Genomic DNA, 21,097 nt, shown 5'->3' with positions numbered 1-21,097 from the left:
AACTAGGGGGAGTATTAAGTATGATACTGGCAAAACGTGTTCAAGCTCTTACACCATCAACAACATTAGCAATTACTGCAAAAGCAAAGGAGCTCAAGGCACAAGGGCTTGATATAATTGGTCTTGGAGCAGGGGAACCTGATTTCAATACTCCGCAGCATATCATTGATGCTGCTACAGCTTCTATGAATGAAGGATTTACCAAATATACACCTTCTGCAGGATTACCTAAGCTAAAGGAAGCTATCATAGCGAAATTAAAAAGAGACCAAGGATTAGATTACAAGCCTTCAGAAATTATTGTTGGTCTTGGAGCTAAGCATGTTCTTTATACTTTATTCCAAGCCATTTTAGACGAAGGTGATGAAGTTATTATTCCAACACCTTATTGGGTTAGCTATCCTGAACAAGTGAAACTTGCAGATGGAGTACCTGTATATTGTGAAGGATTGGAAAGTAACTCATTTAAAGTAACACCAGAGGTAATTGAAGCACTTGTAACTGAGAAAACGAAAGCTATTATCATTAACTCGCCAAGTAATCCAACAGGGATGCTATATTCAGCGGATGAATTGGCTAAGATTGGAGAAGTTTGCTTAAAGCATAACATTCTAATCGTTTCAGATGAAATTTATGAAAAACTTATATATGATGGTAATGAGCATGTATCAATTGCTCAGCTATCTCCAGAATTAAAAGAAAATACTATTATAATAAATGGTGTTTCAAAATCACATAGCATGACAGGTTGGAGAATTGGTTATGCTGCTGGTAATGAAAAAATTGTAAAAGCAATGACAAACCTTGCAAGCCACAGTACTTCTAATCCAACAACAACTGCTCAATACGGTGCCATTGCTGCATATGATGGTCCTCAAGATGCTGTTGAAGAAATGAGAAAAGCATTTGAAGAGCGTTTGAATACAATTTATGATCAATTAGTAGCTATTCCGGGTGTTACTTGTATTAAACCAAAAGGTGCATTTTACTTATTCCCAAATGTTAAGGAAGCTGCACTAGCTACAGGCTACAATAATGTAGATGAATTTGTTGCTGCATTACTTGAAGAAGCATTAGTAGCTGTAATTCCAGGATCAGGATTTGGTGCACCAGATAATATTCGCTTATCATATGCAACTTCACTAGACTTATTAGAAAGTGCAGTATCACGAATGGCTAATTTTGTTCAAACAAAAATGAAATAATAAATGAAAAAGCTAAGCGAAAGCTTAGCTTTTTTATTGTGTCGAAACTCGTACATAACATATATTATTGTATTGCATTTATTTAAAAAGAGTTGGGAAAATATCATGTAATTAAAGCATAGAAACAAAGGTCTACTAAGGTAGAACAATATACTTTTTAAAATTTTTAATTTTCGGAAAATTAAAAAAACTATTGAAATTATTAGCTCAGGATGATATTCTTTAGTAAATAAATGGAAGAAACGTCGTTGTTTATAAAACAACAAATATGAGAGTTTCTTTGATTTTTTAATGAACATTAGGAATAAGTGTCGACAGACGACAAGAAAGGAGAGAACTATGGATACTTTTTCTATAGAAAAACCAATGAGATATTATGATCAAGTTTATCATTCGATAAGAGAGATGATTGTAAAAGGTGTATTAAAACCAGGAGATGGTATTTATGAAGCTAGAATAGCTAGAGAATTAAATATCAGTCGCAGTCCAGTTCGTGAAGCTGTGAGAGCTTTAGAAAAAGAAGGTTTACTAGAGATAAATGAAAAATCAAGAATTACGGTGTACAAACCAACTATTAAGGATATAGAAGATATTTATCAATGCCGAATTGTTCTGGAGTCTTTAGCTGCTAGTTTAACAACGAGATTGGCAACAAAATCAGAAATAGAAGAAATTGAAAGTACTCTTGTAAAAAGTAGAGCATATCTCGAAAACTATAATGAAGAAAAAAAAGATAAAGTAATTGAAGAAAATGCAAGATTCCATGATTTAATCATGAAATACAGTCAAAACAGAAGATTGAATAAACAGCTAAGTGATTTAAAATCTTTAAGTCATTATTACAGAGTTTTAAATTTTCAAGGTGAAAATAGAGAATGGAATGTTTTTTACGAGCACCAAGAAATCTTTAATCATATTGTGAATAAGGAACAAGAAAAAGCATATAAGGCTATGCAAAATCATATGAAAAACGATTTAATACATTTAAGAGAAATTTTTGGGAATAAACATAATTTACATAAGGAAGACTTTCTTCATTTTTACTAAATCTATTTTCACGTTTAAAAAATCAAAATGGTTTACAGTGCGAGGAACAAGTACGTAGATCGAAGCATTTTTTTATAAAAACTGAATATTAAGTAGTGCTATTTTTAGGCATAAAAGCTGTTCCGTGTCGAGCCCTATTAATGTGTGTTTGTCCTTTATATTTAAGGAGGTGATTTGTTTCATTTCGATATAGGAGTAATTTAGATCAAAACACATTGTTAGTTAAAAAAGGAGGCTTTTTATGCAAAAAGGTAACGCTAGTCAAAAAGTATTAGAACCACAAAAACATTTGACTGCAAAGCCAACGAATGTGCGTTGGCGAGTGTTTATAATGCTTCTTCTTCTCGTGACAATTAACTATGTTGATCGTGCAGTACTATCAATTGCTATGCCAGAGATACAAAAGGATTTAGCTTTAGATCCTGCAATTGTTGGTTTAATACTAAGCTCTTTTTTCTGGGGTTACGCACTTATGCAAGTACCATCAGGGTGGTTAGCTGATAAATATCGCCCAGATAAAATTGTGTACGGCGCTGCACTTGCCTGGGGAATTGTTCAAACGGCAACAGGTTTTATAACTGGTGCAAAATCACTAATGTTTCTTCGTGTTTTACTAGGCATTACAGAAGCTCCAGTAATGCCTGGGAGTTCAAAACTACAAGCAATTTGGTTAAGTTCAAAAGAAAGAGGTCGTGGTGCCACGATAATTGACAGTGGTGCACCATTAGGAACAGCAGTCGGAGGGCCTATTATTATTGCATTTATGGCATGGTTCGGTGGATGGCGTGGTGCTCTAATTGGTGCTGGTATCTTAACTATTATAATAGCATGGTTGGTTTGGCGAGTTATTAAAGGTGGTCCAAATGGTAACTCAAGCGTTAATGAAGCTGAACGTGAACATATTAGAAAAGCACTTGAAGAAGAATATGAAGAGCATAGACGTAATGTAAATGGTATAAAGGTTGGTGTAAAAGATTACTTAACCGCCCGTAATTTCTGGTGTATGTGTTTAGGATGGTTTTCGTTTAACACTGTTTTTTACGGATTAATGACATGGGGACCATCTTATCTGGCTAAAACACAGAATTTGAATATTAATGCAATCGGAGGGTCCATTTTAATTATCTTTGGCTCTGGATTTATAGGGGAAATCATCGGGGGGTGGATTACTGATAAATGGCGAGATAAGGGGGGTAACTTTAACACAGTAATGAGAACGATGTTATCAATTGCAGGAATTATGACAGCGCTTTCTATTTTCTTGTTGAGTAAATCTAGCTCGGTAACGATGGCAATTACCACTCTATCATTTGCTTTATTCTTTCTTCGTTGGGGAGGTTTATATTGGAGCGTACCTGCAGCAATCTCACAGCGTGAACATGTTGGTACGATTGGGGGATGCATGAACTTTGCGGGTAATATTGCAGGAATTATAACGCCAATCTACATTGGTCTTATCGTATCGATAACGGATTCGTATTTCTTAGCACTCATGGTATTTGTTGCAGCAGGTCTTCTTTTAGCTTTTGTATCAAGCATAATTAACTATAATAAAAAAATTGGCAGCGTAAACTAAATATAATACGAGGAGGATTTAAATAATGAATGAACCTAAAAAAATTGGTATGCTTACACCTTCATCAAATACGATACTAGAGCCAATTTGTTCTAAATTGTTGTGCGATGTCCCTGAAGTAACTTGCCACTTTTCCCGTTTTGAGGTTACTAAAATATCATTAGAACAAGATGCTTTAAGTCAATTTGATTTTGAGCCGATGTTAAAGGCAGCGGAATTATTAGCTCATGCGGAAGTAGATGTAATAGCTTGGAATGGAACATCGGGTGGATGGCTTGGCTTCGAGGTTGATCAAGAACTTTGCAAAGCGATAACAAAAAGAACAGGTATACCCGCTACTACTTCAATGTTATCTCAAGTAAGAGCATTTAAAGAGCATAATATTAAAGCTGTGCACCTTGTTACTCCTTATATATCAGAAATCAACCAATTAATTGTGGAACAATATAAAAAGCATTGTAATGTGGATACAGTTAATGTGGCAGGGCTTGGTCAGACTGTAAACCGTTCTTTTAGTTTAGTAACCCAAGAGAGAATTGAAGAACAAATTAAAGCGGTGTCTGTGTTACCTGCGGATGCCTTAAGTGTGGTGTGTACTAACTTTCCAGCGGTAGATAAGGTGGAATATTATGAAGAAAAATATAATTTGCCAATGTATGACACTATTAATGTACTTATGTGGGAGTGTTTAAAAATAGTGGATTTAGATCCTAGTATTATTAAAGGTTGGGGTAAAGTATTTTCAAGTGTAAATCAAAGTTAGTATAACCATTATTAGGAGCATTCAACCCGTGCAGGGGTTGCAATGCTCTGTTTATTTAGTTTGTAAATAAACAAAGAATATCTGCATGGTGATTAACGTCTTCTCTGACGACTCCATTTCATTTTACGGACAGAAGATTAGCTGTCACAACCCCTTATGCATGCTGTTTTAAAGTGCAGATGTCAAATTGATTATATCATGAATAAATAAAGTTTAAAACTTAGTGAAGTTTTTGGGAAATATAGAATTATTTACTTATTTAAAGTATTAGAAAAATGGGATGGTGGAAAAGAATGATTTCAGTTACTTTTTATAAAGATAAACGCTTGGTTTTGGGAATTAAAACTGAAAAAGGCATTTTAGATGTTGAAGCGGCTTCGACAAAATTTCCTTATATTAACAATATTCCTCTATCCGTATATGATCTAATAAATATAGAAGATATGCATGAAGAAATATCTAAGCTAGTTGCGGCATCTTTGAGGGAAGAAACTTTATTTTTAGAAGAAACTTCCCTTGATTATGGTCCTAGTGTACCTGAACCTAAAAAAATAATTTGTATTGGATTAAACTATAAAAAGCATGCTACGGAGTGTAATTTGCCTTTTCCTTCGAACCCAATTATATTTAGTAAATTTAATAATACTATTAATGCTCACGATAAAGAGATTATGTTACCTCATACTTCATCACAAGTTGATTATGAAGCAGAATTAGCAATAATTATAGGGAAAAAGGCAAGAAATGTTAAAAAAGAAGATGCCCTTTCAGTTATTTATGGATACTGTATTGCAAATGATATTTCTGCACGTGACTTACAATCACAAAGCTCTCAATGGTTACTTGGTAAAACAAGTGATGGTTTCTGTCCAATTGGACCATATTTGGTGAGCAAGGATGAGATAGAGGATCCCGACGACTTAAATATAACCTCTTATGTAAATGGAGAAATTCGTCAGAAATCTAATACATCTGATATGATTTTCAGTTGTAGAGAACTTATAACTTATATTTCGGAATATTTTACTCTTCAACCAGGCGATGTCATTTTGACAGGTACGCCAGAAGGAGTTATTTTGGGCTATCCTGAAGAGAAAAGGGTATGGTTAAAAGATGGTGATGTGGTAAAAGTTACAATTGATAAACTTGGTACATTATCAAACATTTTTATACAAAATACCAGAGAGTAATTTATAAAAAATAAAACTGGAACTGATTGAAAATATAGAGTTATTTTTGGTAAAACTTGTTTATTGAAAAATTTTTATAAACATAATTACAGGTTTAGTTTTGGATAATCAATATACTAAAAGGTGTAGCTTAAAGGCTTAATTTTACGTCTTCTTTCGCTAAAAACTTGGAATACTCAATTGATATTCTGAGTTTTTAGCAGTTTTTTTTGAAAAATTAAATAGATTTTACTATACTATAGTAATGCACAAAACGCTACTATATTGTCTTATATGAGTATAGTATCTTGTACGTTTGTTGCTGCACTTCTATAATAGAAATAGAGAACGTCATAAAGAGTAAAGGAGAGTAGCTTTGAAGATTCAAAAAACAACCATATGTGCTTTACTAATTGCGATGTGTTTTATAGGAGCAAATATTAAAGTAATGGGGTCCATTGCTTTTGATGCAGCTCCAGCTTTTATTGGAACACTGTTATTGGGTCCGGGCTTTGGAATGGCTCTTGGATTTCTTGGACATATGATTTCATCCTTAATAGCTGGATTTCCGCTATCCTTTCCAGTTCATCTCATAATAGCGATAATGATGGCTATTACTATGTTTTTGTATAGTGTAACACGTAGATGGATTGGCAAAAAAATAAATCAAGCTTTTGGTATTGGGATATCAGTCGTGATTGCATTTATCTTTAATTGTCCATTATCACTTTTAGCTTTATATCCAATTTTAAAAGATGTGATTTTTGTATTATTCCCAGCACTTGCCATTGCTTCGGTTTGTAATATAGTAGTTGCTGAAATTGTTTTTGCAGCACTACCTTTAAAGTGGAAGAAAAAGTATATAAGCCCTTCTACCATTTAACAGAATAATAACTGTTTAGAGATCAGGGAAAGAGGTGAGAATCCTCTACAGACCCTAACTACTGTAATGATGATGAAATCTCAGGATAAACCACTTAATCATAATGATTTGGGAAGGTGAGAGAGTAAGATGAATCTAAGTCAGGATACCTCCTTTAAACAGAATTTTCACAACATTTTTTCAGGGAGCATGTTGTCTTTATACATATTTTGTGTTGACTATTAGAAGAAGGCATAATTTTGTTGTATAAGGCACTAGGCTCCCAAAAGCCTAGTGCTTTTTTATATAGGTTATTTCGCATACTTTGTTTCCTATGAACAAATAGTGAATACGGGCAGAGTTAAATTCAGGGTTCGCTTATCACGGAACGGGCGGGTGATCCTCTTCGGTAAATAGAGCTTGCGGGGTGTCTGACCAATCCTACTATTCCGACTCGTACCTAACGATCCTATCGACTTTTATATACAATAAAACATGTTTGTGAAAAAATTGTAACCAAATTACTGTTAGTAACTTTATTGATTTTTATTTAAAGGAGTTGAGATAGCTCATGGAAATAGTAAGAGGTAAAGCAAAGCCGATAATGGTTCAAGGAACTCATTCTGATTCAGGAAAGAGTATTTTTGTGACAGCCTTATGCAAAATATTTTCAGAAGATGGTTTAAAGGTAGCGCCTTTTAAATCACAGAATATGGCTTTGAATTCATATATAACAAATGATGGTCTTGAAATTGGGAGAGCTCAAGGAATACAAGCTGAAGCAGCAGGAGTAGATGCATCTGTTCACATGAATCCTATATTAATAAAGCCATCTGGAGATATGAAATCTCAGGTTGTTTTACACGGAAAGCCATATAGTGATATGAAGGCGGCGGTTTATCGTCAGAATTTTTTTGAAACGGGTTTGCAAGCTATTAGTGAATCGTTTAAGAAGCTAGCAGATGAGTATGATTGCATTGTTATAGAAGGGGCTGGTTCACCGGCGGAAATAAATTTAAATGATCGAGAATTGGTCAATATGAGATTAGCTAGACTTGTTGATTCACCTGTAATTCTAGTTGGTGATATTGATCGTGGCGGGGTTTTTGCTAGTTTAGTAGGTACATTGCAGTTGTTGTCCGAGGAAGATCGAAAACGAGTGAAAGGGGTCATAATTAATAAATTTCGAGGAGATGTAACGCTTTTACAACCTGGACTGGATTGGTTTGAGGAATATACTAGTGTTCCGGTTTTAGGGGTTATTCCTTATATTCCTAATTTAGAAATTGACGGTGAAGATAGTCTGTCCCTTGCTCAATATAGCATAAGAGGTACGAATGATGAGGCGGATATTGATATAGCTGTCATTGCACATCCAACCTTTTCTAATTTCACAGATCTGGATCCATTACGTTTAGAAAAAGATTGTAATGTTCGTTTTGTAAAAAAAACCAGTCAACTAGGTAATCCCGATGTTATTATCATTCCAGGAACGAAAAACTCTGCTTACGCAATGGAATTTATGAAAGAAACTGGTTTAGATAGAAAGATTCTCTCATTAGTGAAAAAAGGTACTTACATTTTTGGAATTTGTGGTGGATATCAACTTTTAGGTAAAGAATTACTTGATGAATATCAGGTTGAATCAGATATTACAAAGATTTTAGGCTTGGGTTTACTACCGATAGTCACTGAGATGAAGCAAGACAAGAAAACAGTTATAACAAATGGATTTACGAAATGCTTTGGTGAAGAGATGATTCCTTTAAAGGGCTATGAAGTGCATATGGGTATTTCTAAAACGACTGAATATGTACCTTGCTTTGCTTTTTTAAATGGTGAAGAAGAGGGGTGCTGTATGAATAATGGGAAAATTATCGGCACTTATTTACATCATATATTTCATAACAATGAATTTCGTGGGGTGTTTTTAAATCAAGTGCGTGCAACTATAGGTCTACCATCTATAGAGCGTACACTTGATGTAGAGGTATTAAAAGAAAATGAGTATAGACGTTTAGCAAACCATGTACGTCAAAATGTAGATATAGAAAAAATTTACGAAATTTTACATCGATGAGAAAAGGGGAAAGGCAATGAGTGAAAAATTGCAATCTGTCATTAAAGAAATTAATGAGGTAAATCATCACATGGGTGAGATCGCCCTACAACATATTAATAATTTGACAAAGCCAATTGGGAGTTTAGGAGATATAGAAAAAGTGGCAATCCAGCTTACAGAAATTACAGGGGAGAAGATGCCTACTGTGTACCCTCCGGGTGTCATTGTATTTGCAGCAGACCATGGTATAGCAGAAGAAAAAGTATCAGCCTATCCACAAGAAGTAACAGCTCAAATGGTGATGAACTTTTTAAATGGTGGAGCGGCCATTAATGTTTTTACAAAAAATGTGAACGGATTAATAGAAATTGTTGATGTTGGTGTTAAATCGGATCTCTATGCAGACGGATTATGTATTGAAAAAGTAGCATATGGAACGAAGAATTTTGCAAAGGGCCCAGCAATGACAAAGGAAGAAGCGATTCGTTCTATTGAAGTTGGAATAAAACGGGCGGAAAACATTATAAATCGAGGAGCCAAATTATTAATTGTTGGTGAAATGGGAATTGCTAATACAACATCTAGCTCTGCTATAGTTGCTGCTATCACTGGTTTAAATGTTCGTTCTCTTGTTGGACAAGGGACAGGGCTTTTGTCTTCAGCACTTGATTATAAGGCAGAAGTAATTGATGATGCTTTAAAGTTATTACAGCCTAATGCTGATGATGCTTTAGACTTGCTACAAAAAGTAGGTGGATTCGAGATTGGTGCTATGGTAGGCGCGATGCTGTATGCTGCATCTAGAAAGATTCCGATTTTATTAGATGGTTTTATTTGTACAGCTAGTGCTTTATTAGCAGTCAAATTATGTCCATTAGTAAAAGATTATATGATAGCAGGTCATCATTCAGTGGAACCGGGTCATACTGCTGCTCTCGAAAAGCTTGGTAAGAAACCTCTCTTATCATTACAAATGCGTTTAGGAGAAGGAAGTGGCGCTGTTTTAGCATATAGTTTGGTAGAAGCAGCGACAAAAATGGTCAGTGAAATGGCTACTTTCGAGGATGCGAATGTATCGAAGGAAAGTTCAAGAAGCTAATACTCAAATGCATAGAAACAGTTAGTATAATTGTCTCTATACTATTTTTAATTGCGAGGAGTTTCTATATGAAAACTAAATGGCCAGAGCATGGAGGAAAAACAAGTGTTATTGCATCTATTCTTCAAGATAAAGGTATGAATTCTTTTGGGCTAAAAGACTTTAGCGCAAATATTAATCCTTTTGGAATACCGTCTATTATGGTAGAAGCAATGATGACTGCAATAGTTGAAAAAAGTAACATCTATCCTGATTTAACTTATAAAGAGCATACAGAGAAAGTAGCTAATTATGAAGAAATCGCAAGTAATCAAGTACTTTTGACAAATGGAGGAGCAGAAGCGATTCATTTGAGTGCATCATTATTTAAAGGGAAAAAAGCGGCTATTTTTCATCCTACCTTCAGTGAATATGAATGGGCTTGTAAAGCAAATGGTGTTAGCTATACTTGCTATCTGTATGAGGAGTATTGGAATGATTGTATATTACCGAACAACTGGGAAAAAGTTTTAGAGACGAATGATGCGATATTTGTATGTCGTCCAAATAATCCATCTGGTACTCGTTTATCTTTTGAAGTAATGAAAAATTTGGTAGAAAAAGCAAATGTGTATGGAACTTACGTTGTTGTTGATGAAGCATTCATTCATTTTTCTCCAAATGAAAAAAGTGTAAAGTGTTTCATTCAGCAATACTCTAACTTAATTGTATTACGATCACTAACAAAGATTTTTGCTGTTCCAGGTGTTCGTTTAGGTTATATAATGGCTGATGAACAAACGATAAATCAATTATCGCAAATGCAAGTACCTTGGAGTGTCAATGCCGTAGCATTAAGTTTAATAGAATGTTTACCAGAATGTGATGACTTTATTAAAAAGACTGCTGCATTTGTTTTGGAAGAAAAGGTGTGGTTAACAAAAGAATTTCAGAAATTAGGGTTTGAAATATCTAATACTTATACGAATTATTATTTGCTTCGTGATCCTTTATTAGATAATCATGAGACTTTATTATTGTTTTTAGTTGAAAAAGGGATTTTAGTGAGACATACGTATAATTTTTTAGATATTGAAGGGAAAGCGTTACGTATTGCAATTCGAACGAGAGAGGAAAATGAAAGCATCGTACGACATTTAAAAGAATGGAGAGAGCGAGCTTGATCATTTTTATATCAGGTGGCGTTCGTTCAGGAAAAAGCTCTTTGGCTGAACGAATGGCTATGGATTTATTTAAGAAATTAAAGGCTAAAGGTCTATATTATGTTGCTACATCTAAGAGAAATATTGATGAAGAAATGAATCATCGTATCAAGCTTCATCAAGAAAGTCGAACGTCACAATGGACGACGATTGAAGAACCATATTTTATTCATGAAAAAATTCAGCTCGTACCAAATCATTCTGTTTTGCTTGTCGATTGTTTAACTGTCTGGAGTAGCAATGTGCTTTTTTCTGAAAATAAATCCTATCAAATAATGATTGAACGGTTAAAAAAGTTGTTTGATATTGCTAGATTAAAACAACTAACGATTATTTTCGTTTCAAATGATCTTAATGAAGAAATTCCTATTTTAGATGAAGGAGTTCAGAGCTATTTGTATAGTTTACAAGCTGTTCATAAATATGTTGTTTCACAAAGTGACCGAGCGATACAAGTAGTTGCTGGAAGTCCAATTAATTGGAAATGATATGGAGGGATTAAAATTAAAAATATTTGGTATGGAGCGGTATTATCTTTACAATTTTTAACTCGCTTTCCTTTGCCAATTGCCTGTGATGTGAATCGAAAATCTATGAAATGGGCTCTGCGCTTTTTTCCTTTTGCAGGAATTGTCATTGGTTGTTTTATGGCGATTGTTTATCTCCTCCTACATCCTATATTACCAGATACGCTGTTAATGTTAGCTCTCTTAACGGCATGGGTATATGCAACAGGTGGCTTACATTTAGACGGATGGATGGATGTTGCAGATGCAATTGGTTCAAATGCATCTATGGAGAAAAAATATGAAATAATGAAAGATTCTCGCGTTGGAAGTTTTGCGGTACTTGCAGTTATTTTTCTTTTTATATGGAAAGTAGGATTGTTATATGAATTACTAGCGATTAATAATGAGTTAGTGTTAATTTTGGTTTTTCTGTTTGTTCCTGCTCTTTCAAGGTTTCAAGCTCTATTTCAATTACTGCTTTTTCCTGCTATCCAAAATAGAGGCTTAGCACACGAATGGAGAAAGTATTTAGGATGGCAAGATATTTGGATTGCTTTATGTTGGTTACTTTTCATTACTGTATTTTATTATCCATTTGCTATTTTAATACTGTTACAATTTTTATTTACATGGGTTTACGGAAAATGGGCTGTTAAACATTTTAACGGAATTAATGGGGATCTTGTAGGAACCTCAATTGAAGGAGCAGAATTATGGAATTTGAGCGTTCTATACATCTTATTCTTATTCGTCACGGTATGACGGCATTTAATAGGCAAAAAAAATATATGGGATATACTGATGAGCCTATATTGGCTGATTCGTTATTAGATTATAAAAAACTACGAGCAATCTTCATACAAAAGAAAATGGACAAAATTTTTAGTAGTGATTTACTTCGTTGTCAACAAACGGCTCATTTTCTTTTTGGAGAACAAGAAATTTGTTGTGATCCACGTTTACGTGAAATTCATTTTGGTGATTGGGAAGGAAAGACATATGAACAATTAAAGAATAGCCCTGATTATTGTTACTGGCTCTCCAATTGGCAGACAGCCAGTATTCCAAATGGGGAATGCGGAATAGATTTTAAGAACAGAATTATTCAATTTATGTTAGAGAAAGTATTATTGAATGAACACTTTGGAAAGAGCATTGCTATTGTTTCGCATGGTGGTGTCATCCGGCACATTGTTTCTAGTTTATGTACAGATATAGATTATTGGGATGTGAAGGTTCATTTTGGTCAGGCTACTGAGCTATTTTTAGTTAAGAAGGAAGGTGAATGGACATGCACATCATCATCGGTGGTGCCTACAGTGGTAAGCGACAATTTGTAAGAAATAAATGGAGTAATGCCAAATGGATATCTGCATACGAAGGTGCAAGCTTTGAAGATGTTGATAATGCACCTATTATCGTTATGGAAGGCTTCGAAGTGTGGGTTAGTCAACTTATTAAAATGGGTAAAACAGATCAAGAAATTGTCCAGTATTTTCATGATAAATGGTCTTCATTATCCTCATCACAAGAATTGATATTAATCATGCTTGAAGTGGGTAGAGGAATTGTTCCTATCAATGTTCATGATCGCAGGCTACGAGATGTGATGGGGTGGATTCAACAGGATGCTGTTAAAATGGCTAATAAGGTAACTAGTATATGGCACGGCTTAGCAAAAACAATGAAGTGATCTGGGAGTATCCCCTATTTAGATATGAATGATTTAGATAGATATAAGATGAAACTTTACTGTGAAAAAAGGAGTATTTTGGTATGGCACAAATTAGAGATTTGACGGTGGTGGCACTTTCGGATAATCAGTTTTTACTAACTGCGGTTGATATCAGTGCAGCAATTGGTGAAAAGGAATTTGATGTATTATCGGTTCAGCCAGAGTTAACGGGGAAACTCACAACGCGTGTTGCGTTATTAGAAATAATAGCGAGTGGTGCTGATGTTGTCGCAATTAGTGATGTGATTGGAGCTGAAATGAACCCCACCGGTAAAAGAATTATTGCCGGTATTAAAGAAGAACTACAAAATGCTGAGCTATCTCACCTTGAGCTAAATGGTAGTACAGAAGAAAATATGATGACTAGTCAAACGAGTGTGGGAGTTATGGTAATAGGAGTTGCTAACGCTTCACAGCTAAAAATAAATAATATTTCTGATGATGCTTTATTATTTGGTTATGGGGAACCTCGCATGGGACAAGAATTACTTGAAAAACCTGATTTAGAAGTCTCTTATAACTTAGTACGTCAAATGCTTCGAAGAGATGATGTGTTAGAAATAGTACCTATAGGTTCAAAAGGTATTGAATTTGAAGCAACTCAATTGGCCCGACTAAATTCATGTTCCATCATAATCAATGCAGAATGCTCCGAGAGTTGGTTGGTAAAATCAGCTGGCCCGTCTACATCTATAATAGTAGCAGTGATTCCATCAAAAGCAGCTTCTTTTCAGGCAGCTTTCCCCGATGCATTTTTAATTGGTGAAATATCGAAATGGAAATGTAATAAATGATCTAATGTATAAAACAATAATTGATTTGGAATGTTGGAGTGAACAAAAAAATGAAAGTAAAAGCAAGATGTCCGGCCTCTTGCGGAGAGTTATTACAAGGCTGGATTGCCGGTAGTGAAAAATTAATTTCGTATCCGATTAATTGGTATAGCGAGGTTACAATAGAAACTTCTGAATTAAATCAAACTTTTTTTCAAAATACGAGGCACTTAAAAGTATGGCAAGCTTTTTATCAAACTTGTAGCTTCTTAGGGATAGATAAAAGAAATATCCCTTCCGTATCTTTAAGAGTAACTTCAACGATTCCTATAGCAAAAGGAATGGCAAGTAGTACGGCGGATATAGCTGCAACTTGTATAGCTACAGCACATTTATTCGGATATTCACTAACATCGCCTTTATTGGCTAAAATTTGTTTACTAATTGAGGCAACGGATAGTACGATATTTCCGTCTTTAACGTTATTCGATCATTTGCAAGGAAATACGATAGAAGAAACGTTTTGGGAACCAAATTTTGACGTGCTAATATTAGAGCCATTAGAAAAATTATCAACTGACAAGTTTCGAAAAGTAAATCATCAAGTAATTCTCAAACAACAAGCGAAGGCTATGGATCAGGCATATTTGCTGTTCAAGCAGGCTGTAGCTGAAAAATCCATTGCTAAACTTGGTTTAGTTGCAACAATAAGTGCAAAGGAGAATCAAAGAATTTTACCCAAAAAACGATTTCAAGAACTGTTAATGATCGTAGAAGAAAATGATTTACTTGGAATAAATGTAGCTCATAGTGGTACTGTTATTGGCCTAATGTATGATCGTCAAAAAATGAACTCTCAAAAGTTATTATCATTATTAGAAGAAGAGAATATTCTTGTTGACTATCCATGTCATCATTTTTGTCAGTCTACTCAAGGAGGAGCTACGATTCTTTCATAACTATATTCATAGACACGGTTTATATGGAATTTTTGTGAGCATAGCTTGACGGAATCGTTGTTAGTCATTGGGAGGGAGACATAGTAAGGTCCATACATTAGCTAGCTATTTCCATGTATATTTTTATCAAAATCCTCAACTGCTTTTCCGTTTATTACAAAAAGGGAGAAAAATGAAATGCATATCATAATATACGGTGCAGCGTATGTACTCGATTTACTTATAGGTGATCCTCATAGATGGCCACATCCTGTTAAATGGATGGGGAGTTTTATTTCCGTTTTTGTCAAATGTGCTAGAAAGCTTTGTAAGAATGAAGCACAGCTGAAATTTGCAGGTCTTTTATTATGGGTTGCTACCGTTGGCCTTTCTTATGCGGTGACATGGGGAGTACTAGAGATTGTCAAAATGAATATGATTCTATTTTGGGTTATTTCCATTTATTTAGCTTATACAACTCTTGCTACTAAATGTCTTGCATTAGAAGCGAAAAAAGTTTGGTATACATTAGAGAAGGGAACAATTGAACAGGCGAGAAAGCAGCTTTCGATGATTGTTGGTCGTGACACCAGTCATTTGTCAAAAGAGCAAATATCCAAAGCAACAGTAGAAACAGTTGCTGAAAATACGAGTGATGGAGTAATTGCTCCTATGTTTTATTTATTCTTAGGTGGTCCAGCTTTAGCAATGGCATATAAGGCCATTAATACGCTAGATTCGATGGTAGGTTATCAAAATGAGAAATATCGTTCTATTGGTTTTATTTCAGCAAAAGTAGATGATATGGCAAATTTTATTCCAGCAAGATTATCATGGTTGTTTTTGGTAGGAGCCAGCTTTTTTATGAAACTATCTTGGCGTAACGCCTTAAAGATTGGCTGGAGAGATCGTAAAAAGCATAAGAGTCCTAATTGTGCATATCCTGAAGGTGCAGTTGCAGGAGCTTTAGGATTACAACTTGGTGGTGCACATTATTATTTTGGAGAGTTAGTTGAAAAGCCAACTATTGGAGATTATTTCCGTGAAATTACAACTAAGGATATATCCATCACCAATAAACTACTGTATGTGGCATCGTTTATTGCATTTTTAAGTTTTACAATAGTTGATCTTACAATTCATTTTCTATTATAGATCAGAATGTATAGGAGGACATCCTTGTTTTTTCAAGGGGGATGTAAGGCCATTTGCTTATTACATCATTCGCCTTATATAAAATCTAAAGGCTATTTATTGGTTATGATTTTGTTAATGGTGAAAAATTATGGATATTTTTCTGTTTCTTAATTGGTGTACCAATCACTATTCAATAACATAATAACTTATATGAAATGGTTGTGAATATTGTTCCTGCTTTTATTATTTTGCATTTTTTCGTGTTTATTTATAATTTCATCAGTAATTGAAGTTGCAATTGTGGTATAACGATATGAAAGTTATTCGAGAGGCAGATTTGGTTAAGTCTTGGTAAGTGAAAAAGAGCATCTACAACTGGATTTATATTTTAAAACAGAAGAAAATTTGTATACAAATTGGAGAAATAAAGGGGAGATATTATGTATCCAATTATGCTTGATATTACCAATAAAAGAATTACTGTTGTAGGGGGAGGCAGAATAGCTTTACGTAAAACAAAGGGATTGCTAGCTGAGGGTGCCAACGTAACTGTCATTAGTCCTGAAATTGAAGCTAGCTTTTATGGGTTAGATATCACATGGAAAGAAAAAATGTATGAAAAAGAAGATTTAGCTGATAGTTTTCTTGTTTTTGCTTGTACAAATGATGCGGAAGTTAATCGACAAGTAAGAAAAGACGCAGCTCCCTTCCAGTTAGTAAATGTGACAAGTGAACAAGAGTTATCTGATTTTCATAATATGGCTGTTGCAAAAGGAAAGGAATGTTTATTAGCGATTTCTACACGAGGTCAAAATCCGAGTAAAGCAAAGACTATTAAGAAATTACTTGAAGATTGGCTGGAGGAAAATAAAATCTAATACTTTTTACATATTCTTTCTTAAAAACACACGAATCTTTTAACAAGAAATGATTGTGTGTTTTTTCAATTTAAGTCATGATGAATGATTCAATAAGTTTTGAAATCGTTCTCCAGTAAATATTATAGATAGCGAAAAAATAATTGAAAATTTATTATATTCAAAAATATAAACTCAATCAGTAATCTACCTTACAATCATTGCTTGTATACGTACTGAAAGGTATAATGTAGATGGTAAATTTATTGTTTGTTGTATTTGGAGGGAATAAAATATTGAAAACGACTATTTCGCAAGTATATAAATATGTTGATCAAGAAGTAACGATTGGCTGTTGGTTAGCGAATAAGCGCTCAAGCGGAAAAATGGCCTTCCTTCAACTTCGTGATGGAACAGGCTTTATGCAAGGAATTGTAGTGAAAGAAGAAGTTGGGGAAGAAATTTTCCAAAAAGCACGCGGTATTACACAAGAATCATCTTTATATGTAACAGGTAAAGTGCAAAAAGATGAACGTTCTCCTCTTGGATATGAGTTATTGGTAACAGATGTAGAAGTGATTCAAGCAGCTACTGATTATCCAATTACTCCTAAGGCGCATGGAACGGAATTCTTGATGGATCATAGACATTTATGGTTACGTTCAAAACGTCAGCATGCGGTAATGAAAATACGTAACGAAATTATTCGTGCTACATACGAATTTTTTAATGAAAATGGCTTTACAAAGATAGATCCACCTATTTTAACTGGAAGTTCACCAGAAGGAACATCAGAATTATTTGCTACTAAATATTTTGATGAAGATGCCTATCTTTCTCAAAGTGGACAGCTGTATATGGAAGCTGCCGCTATGGCATTAGGAAAAGTATTTTCATTTGGACCAACCTTCCGTGCAGAAAAATCAAAAACAAGACGTCATTTAATTGAGTTTTGGATGATTGAGCCTGAAATGGCTTTTGTTGAGTTTGAAGAAAACTTAGAAGTACAAGAGCAATATGTACAGCATATTGTTGAAGCAGTACTTAAAAACTGCCAATTAGAGCTGAAAACATTAGATAGAGATATCTCTAAATTAGAAAACATTAAAGCACCATTCCCAAGAATTACGTACGATGATGCGATTAAATTCTTAAATGAAAATGGCTTTGATGATATTTCTTGGGGAGATGATTTTGGTGCTCCTCACGAAACGGCAATTGCTGAGCATTTTGATAAACCGGTATTTATTACTCATTATCCAACGTCATTAAAACCTTTCTATATGCAACCAGCTCCAGATCGCAATGACGTAGTATTATGTGCAGATTTAATTGCTCCTGAAGGATACGGTGAAATTATTGGTGGTTCTGAGCGTATTTATGATTATGATATGTTGCTTGAAAACATTGAAAAACATAACCTAAGTAAAGATGCTTATAAATGGTATATGGAATTACGCCAATATGGTTCTGTTCCTCATTCTGGATTTGGTCTAGGGCTTGAAAGAACAGTGGCATGGATCAGTGGTGTGGAACATGTACGTGAAACGATTCCATTCCCACGTCTATTAAACCGTCTATATCCTTGATTTTTTGAACTATATAAAATCAATAACAAACAGATAAGGGCATCTCGAAAGTGATTATATATCACTTTTGAGATGCCTTTATGTATGTTATATTGAGGGTCGTCACAAAATTTGACATATCCCTTCAAATATTTAACTTTCAGATGTTCTTCTTGTTTTAGTTAGCCTTTTAAGCAAATGGAATATTGTTGGTCTATTATTAAGAGGATGTTGGTGATATGCTAGGATAAATGCTTGTTTTTTTACGGCATTTCTTTGATACAATATTTTGTCTCATATGTATAAAGAAAGTCCATTTAGAAGATGCAAATACAATTAAGAAAGTTTAGTTTTACATGTACTTGCTAATAAGAAATTCATGTTATACTAAAAATGAGGTGTCTTCTGATGAGTAAAGAACAATTATTAACTTGGCTTCAGGAAGGAAACGTAACGATTCCTTCTTTTCTTTTCGTTCATTATGCTCAAATGGGTCTAAATGAACAAGAATTAATTTTATTATTACAACTACAGTATTTTCAAAAGGAAGGAAACTCATTTCCTACGCCAGATGAAATAAGTGATCGAATGTCGATCTCGGCTGTTGAATGCATGAATATATTACGAAAGCTTATTCAAAAAGGTTTTTTAGAAATTCAAGAAACAATAACAGTTGACGCTGTTCGAAGTGAAATATATTCATTACTTCCATTACAAAAGAAACTGGTAGAGCATTTTTTAACCGAACAAAACCTTCAAACTGCTGTCAATAAGGAAGTAGAGGAAAGAAGTTTATATACCGTTTTTGAACAAGAATTTGGTAGAGCTCTTTCACCTTTTGAATGTGAAACGTTAGGTATGTGGATTGATGACGATCATCATAGTAATGTCATAATCAAGGCTGCTTTAAGAGAAGCTGTTATATCAGGGAAATTAAACTTTCGTTATATAGATCGCATTCTATTTGAATGGAAGAAGAATGGCATTAAGACAGTTGAACAAGCAAAGGCATACGGAGAAAAATTCCGTACGAACCATCAAAGAAGGGAAATAAAGCCAAAGCCAACTACAACGGAAATGCCATTTTATAATTGGTTAGAACAATAAAGAGGGCAGTCTCAAGTGATGATTAATCACTTTTGAGACGCCCTTACACTTTATATTGTTTCTTTTTTCTGTTAAAGGAAGAAGTTTGATTTCCGTTAATATATGTGATTTTAAAAAAAAAGTAAAATGAAACGATGAATGAAAGGAGATACGTATAAAATGTTAAATAAGACACAAATTCATTATTGTCTTGAGCAAATGAAGCAAATGTATCCAAATGCTCATTGTGAGTTAAATCACTCCAATCCATTTGAATTGGTTGTTGCAGTAGCACTTTCAGCACAATGTACGGATGTACTTGTTAACAAGGTTACGGCATCACTGTTTCAAAAATATAAATCACCAGAAGATTATGTAGCTGTTCCGATTGAAGAATTACAACAAGATATCCGTTCGATTGGTTTATATAGAAATAAAGCAAAAAATATTCAAAAATTATCAGAAATGATTATTAGAGATTATAATGGGGTTGTACCATGTGATCGCGATGAGCTAACGAAGCTACCTGGTGTAGGTCGTAAAACAGCTAATGTAGTCGTTTCTGTTGCGTTTGGAGTACCAGCGATTGCTGTTGATACACATGTAGAGCGAGTAAGTAAAAGACTAGGAATTTGTCGTTGGAAAGATAGTGTACTACAAGTGGAAGAAACGTTAATGAAAAAAGTACCTAAGGAAGAGTGGTCGTTAACACATCATACAATGATCTTTTTTGGGCGATATCATTGTAAAGCGCAAAATCCTCAATGTTCAGTTTGTCCTTTAAATGATCTGTGTCGAGAAGGGAAAAAAAGATTAAAAGATAAGGAAGTTGTTTAATTCTTATGGAATATAATATAGGTATACCCTCTGCTATGAAAAGTGATTATTTCTTTGGAGATGTTCAGAACATCAAAATTGATTCAACTGCTTTTCAGAATTGGAATAAAGCAGCTCTAGACAATTTTAATTACGAACTTTTATTTACAAATGAGATTACTTGTTATCATCCTTGGGAAAATAGTGAAGAAGTAATTCCTCATTTATTCGATGAATGGAGAAGTATAAAAGAACATCTTGAAAATTTTTATAGTAAACGTGATGTGAAAAAAGCAGCTCCATATATGAAGCAAGCGATTAGTATAAGTCTTTCTAGTATTTTTTGGATGAATAACAGCCCAGTAAACATTCAGGAATGGTCAACAAAAGTTGAATCTTTTAAACATGTTCCTGTAAATTTTTCTGAAAGAATGAATTTCATCTTATCACGACCAAATTTATATCAATCATTCAAGACCATTGAGCAGATTATCAATGAACTGGAAAAAATATTTGCTGTGTTACAAATTAAAAAGAATAACAAAATCAAAAAATCGTCTACGCTTTAAAGCAATAGACGATTTTTTTTGATGGCCTTATGGAGAAGGGAGTGAAACAAGAGCCTTCAGTAAGGAATACGAGCGAGAAGGATGGGACTAGTCGCTGGGATTGAATCTATTATCATAATACAAT

The 21,097-nt window shown here is 34.2% G+C and carries 21 protein-coding genes and 1 riboswitch; all 21 genes read left to right on the top strand.

Annotation, left to right across the window (positions count from 1 at the left end):
* Positions 1-20 precede the first annotated feature (20 nt).
* On the top strand, positions 21-1,205 hold the full coding sequence (locus BN349_RS09130) for a pyridoxal phosphate-dependent aminotransferase (RefSeq protein ID WP_019241990.1): 1,185 nt from the start codon (positions 21-23) through the stop codon (positions 1,203-1,205).
* A gap of 339 nt (positions 1,206-1,544) precedes the next feature.
* On the top strand, positions 1,545-2,252 hold the full coding sequence (locus tag BN349_RS09125) for a GntR family transcriptional regulator (protein WP_019241989.1): 708 nt from the start codon (positions 1,545-1,547) through the stop codon (positions 2,250-2,252).
* Between the two features lie 241 nt (positions 2,253-2,493).
* Positions 2,494-3,828: an MFS transporter gene (locus BN349_RS09120; RefSeq protein WP_019241988.1), complete on the top strand. Its 1,335-nt coding sequence runs from the start codon at positions 2,494-2,496 to the stop codon at positions 3,826-3,828.
* Positions 3,829-3,853: 25 nt separating this feature from the next.
* On the top strand, positions 3,854-4,591 hold the full coding sequence (locus BN349_RS09115; protein ID WP_019241987.1) for a maleate cis-trans isomerase family protein: 738 nt from the start codon (positions 3,854-3,856) through the stop codon (positions 4,589-4,591).
* Positions 4,592-4,884: 293 nt separating this feature from the next.
* On the top strand, positions 4,885-5,781 hold the full coding sequence (locus tag BN349_RS09110) for a fumarylacetoacetate hydrolase family protein (protein WP_019241986.1): 897 nt from the start codon (positions 4,885-4,887) through the stop codon (positions 5,779-5,781).
* 355 nt (positions 5,782-6,136) lie between these two features.
* A complete protein-coding gene (locus BN349_RS09105; protein ID WP_019241985.1) occupies positions 6,137-6,643 on the top strand; it encodes an ECF transporter S component in 507 nt (168 codons plus the stop codon).
* A gap of 1 nt (position 6,644) precedes the next feature.
* Positions 6,645-6,814: riboswitch (cobalamin riboswitch) on the top strand.
* 379 nt (positions 6,815-7,193) lie between these two features.
* The gene (locus tag BN349_RS09100; protein ID WP_019241984.1) at positions 7,194-8,702 is read left to right on the top strand and encodes a cobyric acid synthase; all 1,509 of its coding nucleotides are present in this window, start codon (positions 7,194-7,196) and stop codon (positions 8,700-8,702) included.
* Between the two features lie 16 nt (positions 8,703-8,718).
* A complete protein-coding gene (gene cobT / locus BN349_RS09095) occupies positions 8,719-9,783 on the top strand; it encodes a nicotinate-nucleotide--dimethylbenzimidazole phosphoribosyltransferase (protein ID WP_019241983.1) in 1,065 nt (354 codons plus the stop codon).
* 68 nt (positions 9,784-9,851) lie between these two features.
* A complete protein-coding gene (locus BN349_RS09090) occupies positions 9,852-10,946 on the top strand; it encodes a pyridoxal phosphate-dependent aminotransferase (protein ID WP_019241982.1) in 1,095 nt (364 codons plus the stop codon).
* Entirely contained in the window at positions 10,943-11,473 is a 531-nt protein-coding gene (locus BN349_RS09085) for a bifunctional adenosylcobinamide kinase/adenosylcobinamide-phosphate guanylyltransferase (RefSeq protein WP_019241981.1), read from the top strand. Before BN349_RS09090 ends, BN349_RS09085 begins: the two co-directional genes overlap by 4 nt.
* A gap of 105 nt (positions 11,474-11,578) precedes the next feature.
* Positions 11,579-12,256 (top strand): adenosylcobinamide-GDP ribazoletransferase, encoded by a 678-nt coding sequence (locus tag BN349_RS09080; protein ID WP_232423542.1) that lies wholly within the window; start codon positions 11,579-11,581, stop codon positions 12,254-12,256.
* Entirely contained in the window at positions 12,208-12,834 is a 627-nt protein-coding gene (locus BN349_RS09075; RefSeq protein WP_019241979.1) for a histidine phosphatase family protein, read from the top strand. Before BN349_RS09080 ends, BN349_RS09075 begins: the two co-directional genes overlap by 49 nt.
* Positions 12,786-13,187, top strand: a complete 402-nt coding sequence (locus BN349_RS09070) for a bifunctional adenosylcobinamide kinase/adenosylcobinamide-phosphate guanylyltransferase (protein ID WP_019241978.1) — start codon at positions 12,786-12,788, stop codon at positions 13,185-13,187. The genes BN349_RS09075 and BN349_RS09070 overlap by 49 nt, the downstream gene beginning before the upstream one ends.
* Before the next feature lie 83 nt (positions 13,188-13,270).
* Positions 13,271-14,023: an AIR synthase related protein gene (locus BN349_RS09065; protein ID WP_019241977.1), complete on the top strand. Its 753-nt coding sequence runs from the start codon at positions 13,271-13,273 to the stop codon at positions 14,021-14,023.
* Between the two features lie 50 nt (positions 14,024-14,073).
* The gene (locus BN349_RS09060) at positions 14,074-14,961 is read left to right on the top strand and encodes a GHMP family kinase ATP-binding protein (RefSeq protein ID WP_019241976.1); all 888 of its coding nucleotides are present in this window, start codon (positions 14,074-14,076) and stop codon (positions 14,959-14,961) included.
* A gap of 177 nt (positions 14,962-15,138) precedes the next feature.
* Positions 15,139-16,095 carry an adenosylcobinamide-phosphate synthase CbiB gene (cbiB, locus tag BN349_RS09055; RefSeq protein WP_019241975.1) on the top strand — a complete coding sequence of 319 codons (957 nt, stop codon included), beginning with the start codon at positions 15,139-15,141 and terminating at the stop codon, positions 16,093-16,095.
* A 422-nt stretch (positions 16,096-16,517) separates the two neighbouring features.
* Positions 16,518-16,955 (top strand): precorrin-2 dehydrogenase/sirohydrochlorin ferrochelatase family protein, encoded by a 438-nt coding sequence (locus BN349_RS09045; RefSeq protein ID WP_019241973.1) that lies wholly within the window; start codon positions 16,518-16,520, stop codon positions 16,953-16,955.
* Between the two features lie 275 nt (positions 16,956-17,230).
* A complete protein-coding gene (asnS, locus tag BN349_RS09040; RefSeq protein ID WP_019241972.1) occupies positions 17,231-18,523 on the top strand; it encodes an asparagine--tRNA ligase in 1,293 nt (430 codons plus the stop codon).
* Between the two features lie 387 nt (positions 18,524-18,910).
* Positions 18,911-19,609, top strand: a complete 699-nt coding sequence (locus BN349_RS09035) for a DnaD domain-containing protein (protein WP_019241971.1) — start codon at positions 18,911-18,913, stop codon at positions 19,607-19,609.
* A gap of 159 nt (positions 19,610-19,768) precedes the next feature.
* Positions 19,769-20,425, top strand: a complete 657-nt coding sequence (gene nth / locus BN349_RS09030; protein WP_019241970.1) for an endonuclease III — start codon at positions 19,769-19,771, stop codon at positions 20,423-20,425.
* Positions 20,426-20,430: 5 nt separating this feature from the next.
* Positions 20,431-20,973, top strand: a complete 543-nt coding sequence (locus tag BN349_RS24835; RefSeq protein ID WP_019241969.1) for a YpoC family protein — start codon at positions 20,431-20,433, stop codon at positions 20,971-20,973.
* The last annotated feature ends 124 nt before the right edge of the window (positions 20,974-21,097 follow it).

The organism is Bacillus sp. AP8 (assembly GCF_000321185.1).
In the GTDB taxonomy this organism is placed as follows: Bacteria; Bacillota; Bacilli; order Bacillales; family DSM-1321; genus Bacillus_AD; species Bacillus_AD massilioanorexius.
This window is presented reverse-complemented; position numbering and strand designations above follow the sequence as displayed.